The sequence below is a fragment of the Pseudomonas sp. NPDC012596 genome, assembly GCF_042902325.1.
Lineage (GTDB): Bacteria > Pseudomonadota > Gammaproteobacteria > Pseudomonadales > Pseudomonadaceae > Aquipseudomonas.
The window spans coordinates 37,525-54,806 of sequence record NZ_JBIBEB010000008.1 but is presented as its reverse complement, the minus strand read 5'-3'; the positions used below and the strand labels follow the sequence as shown (position 1 = coordinate 54,806).

13 protein-coding genes are annotated in these 17,282 nt (G+C 62.4%); 12 read left to right on the top strand and 1 reads right to left on the bottom strand.

All coding sequences use genetic code 11. The features are described from left to right. Window positions 1–58 precede the first annotated feature (58 nt). The 3 genes from ACFY68_RS12040 to asd all read left to right on the top strand — a co-directional run bounded on the left by ACFY68_RS12040 (window position 59) and on the right by asd (window position 3,136). Window positions 59–823, top strand: coding sequence for a class I SAM-dependent methyltransferase (locus tag ACFY68_RS12040; RefSeq protein WP_387527262.1), 765 nt, complete (start codon window positions 59–61; stop codon window positions 821–823). Between the two features lie 54 nt (window positions 824–877). Next, window positions 878–1,960 carry a 3-isopropylmalate dehydrogenase gene (leuB, locus tag ACFY68_RS12035; protein WP_387527259.1) on the top strand — a complete coding sequence of 361 codons (1,083 nt, stop codon included), beginning with the start codon at window positions 878–880 and terminating at the stop codon, window positions 1,958–1,960. Between the two features lie 63 nt (window positions 1,961–2,023). Continuing rightward, window positions 2,024–3,136, top strand: coding sequence for an aspartate-semialdehyde dehydrogenase (asd, locus tag ACFY68_RS12030; protein ID WP_346613752.1), 1,113 nt, complete (start codon window positions 2,024–2,026; stop codon window positions 3,134–3,136). Between the two features lie 113 nt (window positions 3,137–3,249). Here asd and ACFY68_RS12025 read toward each other — a convergent pair whose 3' ends face one another. After that, the gene (locus ACFY68_RS12025; RefSeq protein ID WP_387527255.1) at window positions 3,250–6,324 is read right to left on the bottom strand and encodes a TagA domain-containing protein; all 3,075 of its coding nucleotides are present in this window, start codon (window positions 6,322–6,324) and stop codon (window positions 3,250–3,252) included. Between the two features lie 209 nt (window positions 6,325–6,533). On the opposite strand from ACFY68_RS12025, the gene ACFY68_RS12020 reads away from it, so the two are divergent. The 9 genes from ACFY68_RS12020 (at window position 6,534) to purF (ending at window position 17,279) form a co-directional block, all read left to right on the top strand. Then, the gene (locus ACFY68_RS12020; RefSeq protein ID WP_387527252.1) at window positions 6,534–7,538 is read left to right on the top strand and encodes an aspartate-semialdehyde dehydrogenase; all 1,005 of its coding nucleotides are present in this window, start codon (window positions 6,534–6,536) and stop codon (window positions 7,536–7,538) included. 73 nt (window positions 7,539–7,611) lie between these two features. Continuing rightward, window positions 7,612–10,287 (top strand): FimV/HubP family polar landmark protein, encoded by a 2,676-nt coding sequence (locus tag ACFY68_RS12015; RefSeq protein WP_387527249.1) that lies wholly within the window; start codon window positions 7,612–7,614, stop codon window positions 10,285–10,287. 86 nt (window positions 10,288–10,373) lie between these two features. After that, window positions 10,374–11,234: a tRNA pseudouridine(38-40) synthase TruA gene (gene truA, locus ACFY68_RS12010; protein ID WP_387527246.1), complete on the top strand. Its 861-nt coding sequence runs from the start codon at window positions 10,374–10,376 to the stop codon at window positions 11,232–11,234. A 60-nt stretch (window positions 11,235–11,294) separates the two neighbouring features. Then, window positions 11,295–11,915, top strand: coding sequence for a phosphoribosylanthranilate isomerase (locus ACFY68_RS12005; RefSeq protein WP_346613756.1), 621 nt, complete (start codon window positions 11,295–11,297; stop codon window positions 11,913–11,915). Between the two features lie 223 nt (window positions 11,916–12,138). Then, entirely contained in the window at window positions 12,139–13,032 is an 894-nt protein-coding gene (gene accD, locus ACFY68_RS12000; RefSeq protein ID WP_346613757.1) for an acetyl-CoA carboxylase, carboxyltransferase subunit beta, read from the top strand. Then, a complete protein-coding gene (gene folC / locus ACFY68_RS11995; protein WP_387527242.1) occupies window positions 13,032–14,318 on the top strand; it encodes a bifunctional tetrahydrofolate synthase/dihydrofolate synthase in 1,287 nt (428 codons plus the stop codon). The genes accD and folC overlap by 1 nt, the downstream gene beginning before the upstream one ends. A gap of 4 nt (window positions 14,319–14,322) precedes the next feature. After that, on the top strand, window positions 14,323–14,991 hold the full coding sequence (locus ACFY68_RS11990) for an SPOR domain-containing protein (RefSeq protein WP_387527239.1): 669 nt from the start codon (window positions 14,323–14,325) through the stop codon (window positions 14,989–14,991). A 182-nt stretch (window positions 14,992–15,173) separates the two neighbouring features. After that, window positions 15,174–15,731 carry a CvpA family protein gene (locus ACFY68_RS11985; RefSeq protein ID WP_346613760.1) on the top strand — a complete coding sequence of 186 codons (558 nt, stop codon included), beginning with the start codon at window positions 15,174–15,176 and terminating at the stop codon, window positions 15,729–15,731. A 42-nt stretch (window positions 15,732–15,773) separates the two neighbouring features. Next, window positions 15,774–17,279, top strand: a complete 1,506-nt coding sequence (gene purF, locus ACFY68_RS11980; protein WP_346613761.1) for an amidophosphoribosyltransferase — start codon at window positions 15,774–15,776, stop codon at window positions 17,277–17,279. The last annotated feature ends 3 nt before the right edge of the window (window positions 17,280–17,282 follow it).

Below are 17,282 nucleotides of genomic sequence, written 5' to 3'. Positions count from 1 at the left end.
GCCGGCTTGCCGGCGATAGCGGCCGTAGAGACAACCCAAAATCAAAAGGAATGCGCCCATGACCAGCACCACCCACACCGATGTGGTCCAACGCCAGTTCGGCGAACAGGCCAGCGCCTACCTCAGCAGCGCCGTGCACGCCCAGGGCAGTGAGTTCGCCCTGCTGCAGGCCGAGCTGGCGGGGCAGGGGGCCGCTCGGGTGCTGGACCTGGGGTGCGGAGCCGGCCATGTCAGCTTTCACGTCGCGCCGCTGGTGGCAGAAGTGGTGGCCTACGACCTGTCGCAGTCGATGCTCGACGTGGTCGCCAGCGCCGCTGCCGAGCGTGGCATGGGCAACATCACCACCGCGCGCGGTGCCGCCGAGCGCTTGCCGTTCGCTGACGCTTCGTTCGACTTCGTCTTCAGCCGTTATTCGGCGCACCACTGGAGCGACCTGGGCGTGGCCCTGCGCGAAGTGCGTCGGGTGCTGAAGCCGGGTGGGGTGGCGGCGTTCATCGACGTGATGTCGCCGGGCAGCCCGCTGCTCGATACTTATCTGCAAACGGTAGAAGTGCTGCGCGACACCAGCCACGTGCGCGATTATTCTGCTGCCGAGTGGCAGCGCCAGGTCAGCGAAGCAGGCCTGCATACCCGCAGCCATACCCGTCAGCGCTTGCGCCTGGAGTGGCACTCGTGGGTCGAGCGCATGCGCACGCCTGAGCCGCTGTGCGTAGCCATACGCCAGTTGCAGCAAGCCATGGGTGAAGAAGTGCGGCAGTATTACCAGATTGAAGCCGATGGCTCGTTCAGCACCGATGTCATCGTGCTGTGGGCTGAGCGCTGAGTTTTTTACGGTGCGGCCGAGCTGGCCGCACCGCTTGAATGGATAGAGGAAAGCATGAGCAAGCAGATTCTGATTCTCCCAGGTGATGGCATCGGTCCGGAAATCATGGCCGAAGCGGTCAAGGTGCTGGAGCTGGCCAACGACAAGTTTCAGCTCGGCTTCAGCCTTGAGCACGACGTGATCGGCGGCGCTGCCATAGACAAGCACGGCGTGCCACTGGCCGACGAAACCCTGGAGCGCGCGCGCCAGGCCGATGCCGTGCTGCTGGGCGCCGTAGGCGGCCCGAAGTGGGACAAGATCGAGCGTGACATCCGCCCTGAGCGCGGCCTGCTTAAAATCCGTTCGCAATTGGGCCTGTTCGCCAACCTGCGCCCGGCCATCCTCTACCCGCAGCTGGCCGATGCTTCGTCGCTCAAGCCGGAAATCGTCTCGGGCCTGGATATTCTCATCGTCCGTGAGCTGACGGGGGGCATCTACTTCGGCGCGCCGCGTGGCCAGCGCGAGCTGGAAGGCGGCGAGCGCCAGGCTTACGACACCCTGCCGTACAGCGAAAGCGAAGTGCGCCGCATTGCCCGCGTCGGCTTCGACATGGCCCGCGTGCGTGGCAAGAAACTGTGCTCGGTCGACAAAGCCAACGTCTTGGCCTCCAGCCAGCTGTGGCGTGAAGTGGTCGAAGAGGTCGCCAAGGACTACCCGGACGTCGAACTGAGCCACATGTACGTCGACAACGCGGCTATGCAGCTGGTACGCGCGCCGAAGCAGTTCGACGTGGTGGTCACCGATAACATGTTCGGTGACATCCTGTCGGATGAAGCTTCCATGCTGACCGGTTCCATCGGCATGCTGCCCTCGGCATCGCTGGATGCTGACAACAAGGGCATGTACGAGCCTTGCCACGGCTCGGCGCCGGACATCGCAGGGCAGGGCATTGCCAACCCGCTGGCGACCATCCTGTCGGTGTCGATGATGCTGCGTTACAGCTTCAACCAGCAGGCTGCAGCCGCGGCCATCGAGCAAGCGGTCAGCCAGGTGCTGGACCAGGGCCTGCGTACCGGGGACATCTGGTCGGCCGGTTGCACCAAGGTAGGCACGCAGGAAATGGGCGACGCAGTAGTCGCAGCGCTGCGGAATCTGTAATCTCTCTGGCCCGCCACCGTTTTTGGTCGGTGGCGGCCCACTTTTAGCAAAGGTGTAGTTGCGATGAAACGTGTAGGTCTGATCGGTTGGCGCGGCATGGTCGGTTCCGTGCTCATGCAGCGGATGCTGGAGGAGCAGGATTTCGACCTTATCGAGCCGGTGTTCTTCACCACCTCGAATGTCGGTGGCCAGGGGCCGAGTGTGGGCAAGGATATTGCTCCGCTCAAGGACGCTTATTCGATTGAAGAACTCAAGACCCTCGACGTGATCCTGACCTGTCAGGGCGGCGACTACACCAACGAGGTCTTCCCCAAGCTGCGCGAAGCCGGCTGGCAGGGTTACTGGATCGATGCCGCCTCGTCGCTGCGTATGCAGGACGATGCAGTGATCGTGCTCGACCCGGTCAACCGCAAGGTGATCGACCAGCAGCTCGATGCCGGTACCAAGAACTACATCGGCGGCAACTGCACCGTCAGTCTGATGCTGATGGGCCTGGGTGGCCTGTTCGAAGCCGGCCTGGTCGAGTGGATGAGCGCCATGACCTACCAGGCAGCCTCCGGTGCCGGCGCGCAGAACATGCGCGAGCTGATCAAGCAGATGGGTGCCACCCACGCGGCCGTCGCCGATGACCTGGCCAACCCGGCTGCCGCCATCCTCGACATCGACCGCAAGGTCGCCGAGGCCATGCGCAGCGAAGCCTACCCGACCGAGAACTTCGGCGTGCCGCTGGCCGGCAGCCTGATCCCGTGGATCGACAAGGAACTGCCGAACGGGCAGAGCCGTGAAGAGTGGAAGGCCCAGGCCGAAACCAACAAGATCCTCGGCCGCTTCAAGAGCCCGATCCCGGTCGATGGCATCTGCGTGCGCATCGGCGCCATGCGCTGCCACAGCCAGGCGCTGACCATCAAGCTGAACAAGGATGTGCCGCTGGCCGACATCGAAGGCATGATCAGCCAACACAACCCGTGGGTGAAGCTGGTGCCGAACCAGCGCGAAATCAGCATGCAGGAGCTGAGCCCGACCAATGTCACCGGCACCCTGAACATTCCGGTCGGCCGCCTGCGCAAGCTGAACATGGGTTCCCAGTACCTGGGCGCGTTCACCGTCGGCGACCAGCTGCTGTGGGGCGCTGCTGAACCGCTGCGTCGCATGCTGCGGATTCTGCTGGAGCGTTGAGCCGGGGTTGACCGCTCGAAGCCCTGCAAGGTGTTGGCCTTGCAGGGCTTTTTAGTTCGCACAGCGTTGGCGATGAGCAGAGTGTCCTGGATCAGGCGGTTTGTCATCTGCAATCATTCTATCGTAAGTACGTAGTCAAAGACCTGAGCGTCACCTGCCAACGGTTTAAGTGAAACCGTACCGTCCTGCCCTACCTCAAGAAATTGACCGGTCTTCTTGTTCTGAAGTCGAGTCTTGAAGGGCGTCCCGGTCAAGTCCTTTCGAGTCAACCAGGTGAGTTTGTCCGCACGCGGTTGCGCGCACACCTGAAGCTGCAACTCGTCGTTCAAGCATTGGCCAGCGTCGTTCATTAGCGTGAACTCGGTACTTCCATCTGGCAGCGGATTGGCAGGCGTGTTGATCATGTACCATCTATCCACGTGTCTGCCCCCGCCGCTCGAAAATGCGACCGTTCCGCCCGAAGTTATCAGGTATCGATGGTTATGCATCACGAAAAGCTTCGGTAGCCCCCATTTCTGGAAACGTTGCTCTTCGCCGGGGCTCAGCGGGGCAAGCGCAGGCGTATCGCTGCCGTGGGTTGTGGTGATGAAGCGTCCGGTGAACAGCTCCTGTAGATAGATCTCAGAAGGGGTCTGGGTCAGGTCTTGGCGTGTCCACCAGGCGGTATCTTTGCGCGGGAAATGGCACTCGCCGGTTGCTAAGCTGGCGTTGATGCACCGGCCCGAGATGTCGAGTGGTTCGTAAGCGTCGAGCAGATGGGGGTGCACCTTCTTGTAGGGGAGGCGCCAAATTGCGTCCGCATTGCAGGCCGCCAGTTTCAAACCTTGATCGGTGGCTGTGAGGCAGGCGTCCTGTTCTTTTGAGTAGAGCCATTGCGGCTCCCAGGCCCGGTTTATTTGCTCTCCGTGCTCAGCCCCCATGCTGATGGCCGGGGGGAGTCGGTTAGCTTCAAGCTGTCGCTCATGGGTCACGGCGTCATCCACTTTGAGCACTGCCTTGACAGGTCTACGCGCGGAGCTGACATTGAAAACGGCTGTTTTCAACGTGTCTATGGCGATGGGGCCGGCATAGACTAGGTGTGTTTCGATGGCTCCGCTGGCGTAATGGATATCGACCTGATAAGTATGCGTGCTGCGATCGTCGCCTGGCTTGAAATCACTCAATTCGTTATCGCTGCTATTGGCAAGCAAGGCAAGATCGCGGTTGCCAATGGGGGTGATGAACTTGCCTGTTCTGCTTTCCTGCAGCTTCAGCAGGCGAGAATTATTCGTTAGGTCTATGCGGCCACGCCAGCGAACTTGTGGTTCGGCGTTGACACAACTGCGAAAGTTAAAATCGAAATCCAGGCACTTGCCGGCACTGTCACGCACGATGACAATCGGCGCGAGTGGCGCTTCCGCTGCGTTTTCGGGGGGTACGGTTTGAATTTCTAGTTGAGCCGATTGGTCATCGCAAGCTTTCGATACCAGTTTGTCGTTTTCCGAGGCGAGGCATTGCAAGGTCAATGTCATCAATGCGTGGTACCGCGCGCTGCGCTGTGGGCTGGTTGCAGAGCGGGCGGATAACTGTGCAGGGCTGAAAACATTCCCATAATTGCTCAAGATGGCGGGATAGATTTGGTTGATGCCGTCTTTGTTGTGGGAGGGGTCTGAGAAGGTCACCACCAAGGTATGTACCGGTACTCCAGTTTCAACTGGGACTTGATTTGCTTCAGGGGAAAGCAGCGGCAGCAGGGGCGCAGGTTGCTGGATGCCTGAGTCAAGGAAGCCAGATGAGGCCTCCTCCTCAAAGCCTTTGCCTTCCTCGGCGGCCACCGCCGTCACGGCAATGGCCGGCGGGCGGTGGTCGTCACCCGGTTCGGCGTACTTTGCGCCGTCGGGCAGCCGTCCGAAGCGCTGCTGTACTAGTAGCGTCTGCTGGTGGGTATAGGGCGCAATGTAATGTTTCCAGCTGGCACGTTCTGTTGATATCAGGCCGAGCTTTTCGAACTCGTCGATCAAGGGCGCGGAAGCGGTGCTGGGGTGCCAAGGAAGGGCGGAAAGTGATCCAACAACATGACCGAAGTAGTGCAAACCCAAATAGTCCACTGGCAATCCGTAACGGCCTGGGTCAGGGTGTGTGTTGGGCAGGAAGACATTATCATACGCCCGATACGACCAGTCTTCGTAGCGAGCGGGTGTATCGTGGGCAAGGCCAAATGCGTGGCCTGTTTCATGCCAGAAGCCATTCGGCTCATAAGGGTAATTGCAGCTGTTACCTCCACAGCTGGCGCCTACGCCTGGCGGCAATGGAGGCATGCTTTCGGGCGTGTCAAGCAATTGCCCGGTAATGGCTACGGGGTAGCCAGATTTCTTGTCGCCCAGTTTCGAGGCTGCGCGCCAGTAATCGCCCATGCCCACTTTGGCCGGTAACGTTTTGTCGCCGAACTCAGCCCATTCCATGCCATTGGTCTGGTCGTAAACATGCGGCTTTTGATCCGGTCCCATGGCAATGATGCGTGGCCAGTAAGCTTTGCCGGTGCCAAGGTGAAGGCGTTGGGTGGGCAGTTCGGAGAGCATTTCCCGTGCTGCAATGCGCGCGGCAGTGGGGTTGGACTCACCGTCGAACTGATCGACGGTGTCCCTGCACGTCAACTCATCCTTAAAGATGCAGCCCTTGATGTTCATCAGTACCAGCCCCTCGCTTTCAGGGGTCATGAATACGAATTTGTCAGCGGGTAGCGAGCCTTGATTGCTCGGATTGCCAGCTTGCTGAAAGCTGATGCGTGCATCGGCGCTGAACAGGTTCCAGGGGACCTGATAGCTGAACGTGTTTTCCCTGAACTTCGGGTAGCTGCCTTCAATGATCTTTCCGGAGAAGGTGTTCTCCTGGTCATATACCGCGGTGCCGGGCAGTGCTTCCGGGCGCTCCATGCGTACAGTGGTGGTGCGGCCATTCAACGTTATGGTCATGTCCACGTCGGTGACTGGCTTGATCGGCCTGAAAAGGACCAGGGCCGCTTTGTCCGGCACCAGAAAAGGGTCGAAGACTCTCCGAGTCGCCGCTACTACATGCGTCTGGGCAAAATCGACCTGCCCCTCCAGAGCGCCCTGCAGATCATTTCTCGGTGCATCCGCGGCGTTAGTCTGGGGTACCCAGGCGGTGGTGGCCAGGCATGACAGAAGCGTTGTTATCAGTAGCGGGCGCATAACGAGTGCCTTGATCAAGAGTCGTCATGCAAGATTGAGGGCGATTGAGAAAGCCCGATACTGGCAAAAATGTCAGGTAGCGCCTGTCGTTCCAACCGGCCTGATGTTCGACTGTCGGTCGCAGAGGGGCTGGCGCATTGAGGGTGTTCGTTGATCCATAATCCGAGTAAAGTGCCGCCCCCCGCCGTTTCAGCAAAAGGATCCCCTCCATGACCCAACCCCTGGACATCGCCGTCGTCGGCGCCACCGGTAGCGTCGGTGAAACCCTCGTACAGATCCTCGAAGAGCTGGATTTTCCGGTTGCGACCCTGCACCTGCTGGCCAGCATGGAGTCGGCGGGCAGCAGCGTGATGTTCGCTGGCAAGAAGATCAAGGTGCATGAAGTCGACAGTTTCGATTTCGCCCAGGTCAAACTGGCCTTCTTCGCCGCCAGCCCTGCCGTCAGCCGCAGCTTCGCCAGCAAGGCCCAGCAGGCAGGCTGCACGGTCATCGACCTGTCCGGCGGCCTCGATGACGCCATTGCCGTGGTGCCCGAAGCCAATGCCGAGCGTATCGCCAGCCTGGAGCTGCCTGCACGCCTTGCCAGCCCTGGCTCTGCAGCCGTCGCCCTGGCGGTCGCGCTGGCACCGCTGAAGGGGCTGCTGGACATCGAGCGGGTGCAGGTCATGGCCGCCCTGGCGGTGTCTGCTCAGGGCCGCGAAGCGGTCAGCGAACTGGCACGGCAAACTGCCGAGCTGCTCAATGCCCGTCCGTTGGAGCCGCGCTTCTTCGACCGCCAGGTGGCGTTCAACCTGCTGGCTCAGGTCGGTGCGGTGGACGAGCAGGGGCATGCCGGGCTTGAGCGGCGCCTGGTCAGCGAGCTGCGCGAGCTGCTGGGGCAGCCCGAACTGAAGATTTCCGTGACCTGCATTCAAGTCCCGGTGTTTTTCGGCGATAGCTTCAGTGTGGCGGTGCAAAGCCGTAAACCGGTAGATCTGGCGGCCGTCAATGCTGCGCTGGAGAGCGCCGGCAGCATCGAACTGGTGGCGCGCGACGATTATCCGACGCCGGTAGGTGACGCAGTAGGGCAAGACGTGGTCTATGTTGGTCGTGTACGCCATGGTGTTGATGAAGACCAGCAACTCAACCTGTGGCTGACCACCGACAACCTGCGCAAGGGCGCCGCACTCAACGCCGTGCAGGTGGCGCAATTGTTGATTAAACACATGGCGTAAAAGATACTGCCAGGCACTTTTTGTCCTACACCGCATGCGGGTTTTCAGGACGATTCATACAAGGGAAGAGGTCATGCTTCGAATTCGCAAACTGGTTCTGGCCATGGCGGCAGCGTCGGCGCTGTCGTCTGGCATGGCGAATGCCCTGGGGTTGGGTGAGCTGACGCTCAAGTCGGCGCAGAACCAGCCGCTGGACGCCGAAATCGAATTGCTCGATGTGCGCGACCTCACCGCTGCCGAAGTGGCGCCAAGCCTGGCGCCGCCGGAAGAGTTCAGCAAGGCCGGGGTGGATTATCCAACCTACCTCGAGGACCTCACCTTTACACCTGTGATCAACCCCAACGGCAAGAGCGTGTTGCGGGTTACCTCCAGCCAGCCGCTGCCTGGTTCGGTGGTCAAATTTCTGGTCCAGGTGATGTGGCCCCAGGGCCGCCTGCTGCGCGATTACAACGTCCTGCTCGACCAGGCCAAGGCCCAGGGCGAGCAGCCTGCCGCAGCCAATGTAAACCCTGCGACCAGCAGTGCTGGCAGTTACACCACCAAACGCCGCGATACCTTGTGGCAGATTGCTGCGCGCAACACCCAGGGTGGCGGCTCGGTGCAGCAGACCATGATCGCCATCCAGGCGCTGAACCCTGATGCCTTCATCGGCAACAACATCAACCAGTTGAAGGTTGGCCAGGTGCTGCGCTTGCCCGATCAGCAGCAGGTACAGAACATTCCCCAGGGCGAGGCGAATCGCGAAGTGGCCGAGCAGTACGCGGCCTGGCGTGAAGGTCGGCGCCTGGGCCCGCGTGCCCGTCAGCTCGATGCTACCCGCCGCGGCGCTGCCGATGCGGCGCCCGAGCGTATCGCCCAGGGCGACAACCTGCGCCTGGTCAGCCCGGGCAACCAGGCCGGTGCGGATGCCAAGGCGATCAACGACAAGCTGGCGGTGGCCCAGGAAAGCCTCGACACCAGCCGTCGTGACAATGATGAACTCAAAAGCCGGATGACCGACCTGCAGAGCCAGCTGGACAAGCTGCAGAAGTTGATCCAGCTGAAGAATGACCAGCTGGCTCGCCTGCAAGCACAGGGTGCCACTGACCCCGTAGCGCCTGCCGCAACTGCCCCGGATGCCCAGCCCACCGCCGCCGAACCCGTGGTGCAGCCAGCCCCCGCGGCCGTGGATACGGCGCCTGCTCCTGCGCCCGCCACCGAGCCTGCACCTGCCGCCGAGCAGCAGGGTGCTTTCGACGAGATGCTGGGCAACCCGGTGGTGCTTGGCCTGATCGCAGGCTCCGCATTCCTCGTGCTGTTGCTGCTGCTGTTGCTGCTGGCACGCAAGCGCAAGGCCCAGCAGGAAGCCGAAAAGCACCTGCGCATGGCGCGAGCGCTGGCCGAGGAGGAGCGCAACCCCGACCTTGACCTGCCTGCAGGCAGCTTCGACGAACTGGATACGCCGGCGCCTGGCGACACGTTGTCGCCGGCCGTGGTAGCCGCTTCGGCTGCAGCAGCGGTTGCCGCCGAAAAATCGGCCACGCCAGACGCCGCGGAGGCAGTGCCAGTCGTTGCCCAAGACCCGAACGCCGAGCTGCTGGCTGAAGTCGATCACTGCCTGGCCAATGGCCGGCTGAACCACGCCGCCGACCTGCTGGAAACCGCAGTCGCGGCGCAGCCTGAGCAGGACAGCCTGCGCCTGAAACTGATGGAAGTTTATGCGCGCCAGGGTGATCACAGCGCTTTCGTGGAGCAGGAGCGCAAGCTCCCCGGCAACGAAGCGAACACCGCGCAGGTCGACGGGCTCAAGGCGCGTTACCCAGCCATGCTTGGCGTCGCTGCGGCGGGCCTTGGGGCTGCTGCGCTGGCCGCCGAACTGGACGAGCAGTACGTACAGGATTTGCTGGACGATCAGCCTGAAGCGTCGGCGCAGTTCGCAGCTGAGTCCGAGCCCGAGGCTGAGCCACAGCCAGAGGAGGCCGTCACCGGGGCCGAGCCTGTCATGGCACCTGAGCTTGACGAAGTGCCTGCCGAGGCCGTCGTGGAAACGCCGGCCCTCGACGACAGCGACCTGGACAGTGCCTTCGACCTGAGCCTTGGCGACGAGGAGCCGATGAGCGCTACCGAGCCGCCTGTGCTGGATGACGCCGATCTGATGGAGCTGCAGGCGGGTATCGAGCCGGTTGCCCCGGCAAGCGCCGTGGAGTCCGACGCCGATGCCGATTTCGAGGCCTTGCTGGCGCAGGCTCAGGCCGAGCCGCAGAGCGTGGGCGACCTGGCAGACTTCGATCTGGACATCGGCGAGCCCAGCGTCACCGAGGCTGTTGACGAAACGCCAGTAGACGTTGCCGCCGAATTGGCAGCATTCGATTCCATTCCGGAGTTCGATCCGATTTCCGAACTGGAAATGCCGGAAGACTTCGACCTGTCGTTGTCGCTGGATGACCAGTCGCCGGCCGCCCAGAACTTTGCTTCGGAACTGAACGACGTCAACGCCGAGCTGGACAAGCTGTCGCAGAGCCTGGAGTCGCCGTCGCTGGAGCCGCACTTCAGCGCCGAAGACGCAGCGCAGGAGCCAGAACCTCTGGACGACCTGGACTTCGACTTTTTCTCCGGTAGCGATGAAGTGGCCACCAAGCTCGACCTGGCGCGTGCCTACATCGACATGGGTGACCACCAGGGTGCGCGCGATATCCTCGACGAAGTGGTCAAGGATGGCGACGACACCCAGCGCCAGGAAGCCGAGGACATGCTCTCGCGGCTGGTCTGAGGCTGACAGCGCAATAACCAACGGCAGCCCAACAAGGCTGCCGTTGTCGTTATAATCCCCGCCAATCCGTATTCCCCACAGGTTTCATGCTCTTGGACATCATCGACACCGCTGCCTCCGAATCGGCCGCCGCAGGCTTCACTCGCATTGCCCTGGGGGTGGAATACAAAGGCTCGCGCTATCGCGGCTGGCAACGCCAGGCCAGTGGCGTGCCGAGTGTCCAGCAGGCGCTGGAGCAGGCCCTGTCGAAAGTCGCCAACGAGCCCATCTCCGTACTCTGCGCGGGGCGTACCGATGCGGGTGTGCACGGCTGCGGGCAGGTGGTGCATTTCGATACCCGCGCCGTTCGCGACGAGCGTGCCTGGACCCTCGGTACCAACTTCAACCTGCCCCACGACATCAGTGTGGTCTGGTCGCGGCCGATGCCGGCGGACTTCCATGCCCGCTTCAAGGCCACCGCCCGGCGCTACCGCTATGTCATCTACAACGACCCGATCCGCCCGGCGCACCTGGCCGAGGAGGTGACCTGGAACCACCGCCCGCTGGATGTCGAGCGCATGGCGCAGGCTGCGCAGTACCTGCTCGGTACCCATGACTTCAGTGCCTTCCGCGCCAGCCAGTGCCAGGCCAAGTCGCCGGTCAAGCATATCCATCACCTGCGCGTTACCCGCCACGGCCAGATGATCGTACTGGACGTGCGCGCCACGGCGTTCCTGCACCATATGGTGCGCAACATTGCCGGGGTGCTGATGACCATCGGTGCCGGCGAACGCCCGGCGTCCTGGGCCCGTGAGGTGCTGGAAGGGCGCAACCGCCGCGAAGGCGGTGTGACGGCGCACCCGTACGGCCTGTACCTGGTGCAGGTGGAATACCCGGAGGAGTTCCAACTGCCCCGGCGTTATATTGGGCCACACTTTCTGACCGGCTATGAGGCGTTGGCCGACTGACGGGCCAAAAGGCTTTTGCTACCATCGGGCACTTTCACGGTCTCTCAAGGTTTGCAGTCCATGAGCAACGTTCGCAGCAAGATCTGCGGGATTACCCGCATCGAAGACGCACTGGCCGCCGCCGAGGCGGGTGCCGATGCCATCGGCTTCGTTTTCTATGCCAAGAGCCCGCGTGCCGTTGACGTGCGCCAGGCGCGGGCGATCATCGCCGAGCTGCCACCGTTCGTGACCACTGTAGGCCTGTTCGTCAACGCCTCGCGTTGCGAGCTCAACGAGATCCTCGAGGTGGTGCCGCTGGACCTGCTACAGTTCCACGGCGATGAAACCCCGGCCGATTGCGAGGGCTATCACCGGCCCTGGATCAAAGCGCTGCGGGTGCGCCCGGGCGACGACCTCGAGGCCGCTTGCCAGCTTTATTCCGGTGCCCGGGGCATCCTGCTCGACACCTATGTCGCCGGCGTGCCTGGTGGTACCGGCGAGGCGTTCGACTGGTCGTTGGTGCCGGCACGGCTGAGCAAGCCGATCATTCTTGCCGGCGGGTTGTCGGCTGACAACGTCGGCCAGGCCATCGCCCAGGTGCGGCCGTACGCGGTGGATGTCAGTGGTGGTGTCGAGCAGGCAAAAGGCATCAAGAGCGCAGCGAAGATCGAAGCGTTCATGCAAGCGGTAAAACAGGCGTGATGCCAGATGTGACGGCTGGCTGCGCGCCATCGTCCATAGCTATCGCAGCCCTGCGGGGTGGCTGCCGGCATGCCGGGCAGCCGACGCACACATTGAAGGCCGCGCGGTACACAGGCAGCCCCTGTGGCCGAGCCGTCATCGTTTCATAGAAGAATTTGAGCTCAAAGGGCAGGGCATGGCCGGCCAGACCGGTCCCCGCCCGTCAATACTGGAGAAATAGAGCATGAGCAACTGGTTAGTCGACAAACTGATCCCTTCGATCATGCGTTCCGAGGTGAAGAAGAGCTCGGTGCCAGAAGGCCTGTGGCACAAGTGCCCAGCCTGCGAGGCCGTGCTGTATCGTCCGGAGCTGGAAAAGACCCTGGATGTCTGCCCCAAGTGCAACCACCACATGCGCATTGGCGCACGTGCGCGTATCGACATCTTCCTCGACGCCGAAGGCCGTGCCGAACTGGGCGCCGAGCTGGAGCCGGTCGACCGCTTGAAGTTCCGTGACGGCAAGAAGTACAAGGACCGCCTGACCGGCGCCCAGAAGCAGACCGGCGAAAAAGACGCCCTGATCTCCATGAGCGGCACCCTGATGGGCATGCCGATCGTGGTCAGCGCCTTCGAATTCTCGTTCATGGGTGGCTCGATGGGCGCCATCGTCGGTGAGCGTTTCGTTCGCGCCGCCAACTACGCCCTGGAAAACCGCTGCCCGATGATCTGCTTCTCGGCTTCCGGTGGTGCGCGTATGCAGGAAGCACTGATTTCGCTGATGCAGATGGCCAAGACTTCGGCGGTGCTGGCGCGCCTGCGTGAAGAAGGCATCCCGTTCATCTCCGTGCTGACCGACCCGGTCTACGGTGGTGTTTCTGCCAGCCTGGCAATGCTCGGCGACGTGATCGTGGGTGAGCCGAAGGCGCTGATCGGCTTTGCCGGCCCGCGTGTGATCGAGCAAACCGTTCGCGAAAAACTGCCGGAAGGTTTCCAGCGCAGCGAATTCCTGCTGGAGCACGGTGCCATCGACCTGATCATCTCGCGTGGTGAACTGCGTCCGCGTCTGGCCCGCCTGCTGGCGCAGATGACTGGCCAGGAAACGCCAGAGCAGGCACGTGAGGCCGCTGCGGTCGCGTGATGAAAGGAAGAACCTTGGGCGAATGGCTCGCCTACCTCGAACAACTGCACCCGTCGGCCATCGACATGGGGCTGGAACGTTCGCAAAAGGTGCTTGCCCAGCTGGCGCTGGGCAAGCTGGCGCCGCGCGTGGTCACGGTTACTGGCACCAACGGCAAAGGTTCGACCTGCGCCTTCGTGGCGTCGATGCTGCGCGCCCAGGGCCTGAAGGTTGGCGTGTACAGCTCGCCACACCTGCTGCGCTATAACGAACGGGTGCTGATCGACGGCCAAGAGGCTAGCGATGCGCAGCTGTGCGAAGCCTTCGCCGCGGTCGAGGCGGCGCGGGGCGACATTTCCCTGACCTACTTCGAAATGGGCACCCTGGCGGCCTTCTGGCTGTTCCATCGCTCCGGGCTCGATGCCGTGGTGCTTGAAGTGGGCCTCGGTGGTCGTCTGGATACCGTGAACGTAGTCGATGCCGACCTGGCGCTGGTCACCAGCATCGGCGTCGACCATGTCGATTACCTGGGTGATACCCGTGAGTTGGTGGCTTTCGAGAAGGCTGGCATCTTCCGCCAGGGCAAGCCGGCGCTGTGCGGTGACCTGGATCCGCCGCAACCGCTGCTGGACAAGGCGCTCGAGCTGGCGGCGCCGCTGTTTTTGCGGGGTCGCGATTTCGACCTGACCAACGCCGAAAGCGTCTGGCACTGGCGTGGAACCACCGCCGAGGGTGTGCAGGTAGAGCTTCGCGATCTGCCGTTGCTCGACCTGCCGATGGAAAACGCCACCCTGGCCCTGCAGGCTTACCTGTTGATGGGCCTGCCTTGGGATGCCGGGCAAATTCGCCAGGCGTTGCTCGATACCCGCATCACCGGGCGTCTGGACCGCCGTATGGTCAACTGGCAAGGCAAGCGTGTAGAACTGCTGCTGGATGTGGGGCATAACCCACACGCCGCAGAATACCTTGCCCGTCGCCTGTCGGCGCGGCCGCTCAAGGGTCGCCGCCTGGCGGTGTTCGGCCTGCTCGCCGACAAGGACCTGAGTGGCGTTCTTGAGCCCCTGCAGGGGCTGGTGGATGAGTGGGCGGTAGCGCCTCTGCAAACACCTCGCAGCCGTCCGGCCGCCGAGCTTGCCGGCGCCTTGACGAACCTCGGCGTTGCGGTGAAGTCTTATGCCAGTGTCGACGCAGCCCTTGAGGGGCAATGCGCGCAGGCAACGGCAGGTGACCAGATCTTGCTGTTCGGTTCGTTTTTCTGTGTCGCCGAGGCCCTGGAATGGCTGGGGCGGCAGGCCCTGGAGGGGTGAGTAGATGGCAGTGCTGGACAAAGGGATGAAACAGCGCATGGTGGGTGCGTTGGTGCTGGTGGCGCTGGCGGTGATCTTCCTGCCCATGCTGTTCACCCGCGAGGACGAGATGCGCCAGGTGCGCGTCGAAGCCCCGCAGGCGCCGGCAATGCCGACGCTGCCTGAGGTCAAGGTGGACCCGGTTGCCGTGCCCGAGCCGCAAACACTGCCGCAAGAGCCGCAGCAGCCCGAACAACCGCCCGTGGTAGTCAACGAGTCCACCGCGCCGGTCACCACGCCAAGCCAGCCAATCGCGCCTTCCCCGCAGACCCAGGCGCAGGTTCAGCCCAAGCCGCAAACGCCTGTGGCAACCCCGGCGCCGAGGGTCGAAACCCAGCCCGCTGCGAAGCCCGCGGCTACCGCAGGTACGCCGTCGAAGATCGACGCCAACGGCTTGCCGGTCAGCTGGTCGATCCAGCTGGCCAGCCTGTCCAATCGTGCCGGTGCCGAAAGTCTGCAGAATACGCTGCGTAGCCAGGGCTACAACGCTTACATCCGTTCGGCCGGTGGCATGAACCGGGTCTATGTCGGGCCGTTGATCGAGCGCGCCGAGGCCGAGCGCGTGCGCGATGCGATCAACCGCAAGCAGAACCTCAAGGGGTTCGTGGTGCGCTTTCAGCCGGAGCGCGGCTGAGGCTTGAGGCGAGTCGCCGCTGCGTTGCTGCCACGGGTTTTCCTGACTTCAGAGTCCACGAAAAGCCCGTGGGAGTGGGCTTGCGGCGCAAACAAGGCACTGCCAAACGACCTGACATTCTGCTTACCCACAGCCTTGCGCTCTGGTAAAATGCGCCGCCTCAAACGTCTGCAGGCAGCACCGTGGCATTTACCTGGGTTGATTGGGCGATCATCGCGATCATCGCCGTTTCCACACTGATCAGTCTCAAGCGCGGCTTCGTCAAGGAAGCCTTGTCTCTGCTCATCTGGATCATTGCCGGCGCAGTCGCCTGGATGTTCGGCGGGTCGCTCTCGGTGTACCTTGAAAGCTATATCCAGACCCCGTCGATGCGCATCATCGCCGGCTGCACCATTCTTTTCGTCGCCACCCTGCTGGTGGGGGCAATGGTCAACTTCCTCGTCGGCGAGCTGATCCGTGTGACCGGGCTGTCTGGCACCGACCGTTTTCTCGGCATGGCCTTCGGCGCTGCGCGCGGGGCCATGCTGGTGGTGGTGGCCATCGGCTTGCTCAGCCTGGGGCCGGTGCAACAGGATACCTGGTGGCAGGAATCTCGCCTGATACCACAATTTCTATTGGTCGCTGACTGGTCCAAAAACCTGATTCTGGGTTTCTCCAGCCAGTGGATGTCCAGTGGGATGATCAGCACTCCGGCTGATCTTCCGTTCAAGGAACAGTTGCTTGGGCCTGCAAAGCCTTGAGCGCTATTCACTCAAGTTTCATCAAAGTAGGGGTTGCGTCGCATGTGTGGCATCGTCGGTATCGTCGGTAAGTCGAACGTCAATCAGGCGCTGTATGACGCGCTTACGGTCCTCCAGCACCGCGGCCAGGACGCTGCCGGTATCGTGACCAGCCACGACGGCCGGTTGTTCCTGCGCAAGGATAATGGCCTGGTGCGCGATGTCTTCCAGCAGCGCCACATGCAGCGCCTGGTAGGCCACATGGGTATCGGCCACGTCCGCTACCCGACTGCAGGCAGCTCGACCTCGGCCGAAGCCCAGCCGTTCTACGTCAACTCGCCATATGGCATCACCCTGGCGCACAACGGCAACCTGACCAACGTCGAGCAGCTGGCCAAGGAGATCTACGAGTCCGACCTGCGTCACGTCAACACCAATTCCGACTCGGAAGTGCTGCTGAACGTGTTCGCCCATGAACTGGCGGTGCGCGGCAAACTGCAGCCGACCGAAGAAGACGTGTTCGCCGCGGTTTCCCACGTGCACAGCCGCTGCGTCGGCGGCTACGCGGTGGTCGCGATGGTCACCGGCTACGGTATCGTCGGTTTCCGCGACCCCAACGGCATTCGCCCGGTGGTGTTCGGCCAGCGTCACACCGACGAAGGCGTCGAGTACATGATCGCCTCGGAAAGCGTTGCCCTGGACGTGCTCGGTTTCACCCTGATTCGCGACCTGGCGCCGGGCGAAGCGGTGTACATCACCGAAGAAGGCCAGCTGTACACCAAGCAGTGTGCGCAGAGCCCGAAACTGCAGCCGTGCATCTTCGAACATGTCTACCTGGCGCGCCCGGACTCGATCATCGACGGTATCTCGGTGTACAAGGCACGTCTGCGCATGGGTGAGAAGCTCGCCGACAAGATCATGCGCGAGCGCCCGGAGCACGACATCGACGTGGTCATCCCGATCCCGGATACTAGCCGTACCGCTGCGCTGGAGCTGGCCAACCGCCTGGGCGTCAAGTTCCGCGAAGGTTTCGTCAAGAACCGCTACATCGGCCGTACCTTCATCATGCCGGGCCAGGCTGCACGCAAGAAATCGGTCCGCCAGAAGCTCAACGCCATCGAGCTGGAATTCCGCGGCAAGAACGTGATGCTGGTGGACGACTCGATCGTGCGCGGCACCACCTGCAAACAGATCATCCAGATGGCCCGTGAAGCCGGCGCCAAAAACGTCTACTTCTGCTCCGCGGCCCCTGCGGTGCGTTACCCCAACGTCTACGGCATCGACATGCCGAGCGCTCACGAACTGATCGCCCACAACCGTACCACCGAGCAGGTGGCCGAGTTGATCGGCGCCGACTGGCTGATCTATCAGGACCTGCCGGACCTGATCGACTCGGTCGGTGGCGGCAAGATCAAGATCGAGCACTTCGATTGCGCGGTGTTCAATGGTGAATATGTCACCGGTGACATCGACGAAGCCTACCTCGACCGTATCGAGCAGGCCCGTAATGACCTGGCCAAGGTGAAGACCCAGGCGGTCAGCGCGATCATCGACCTTTACAACAACTGATTC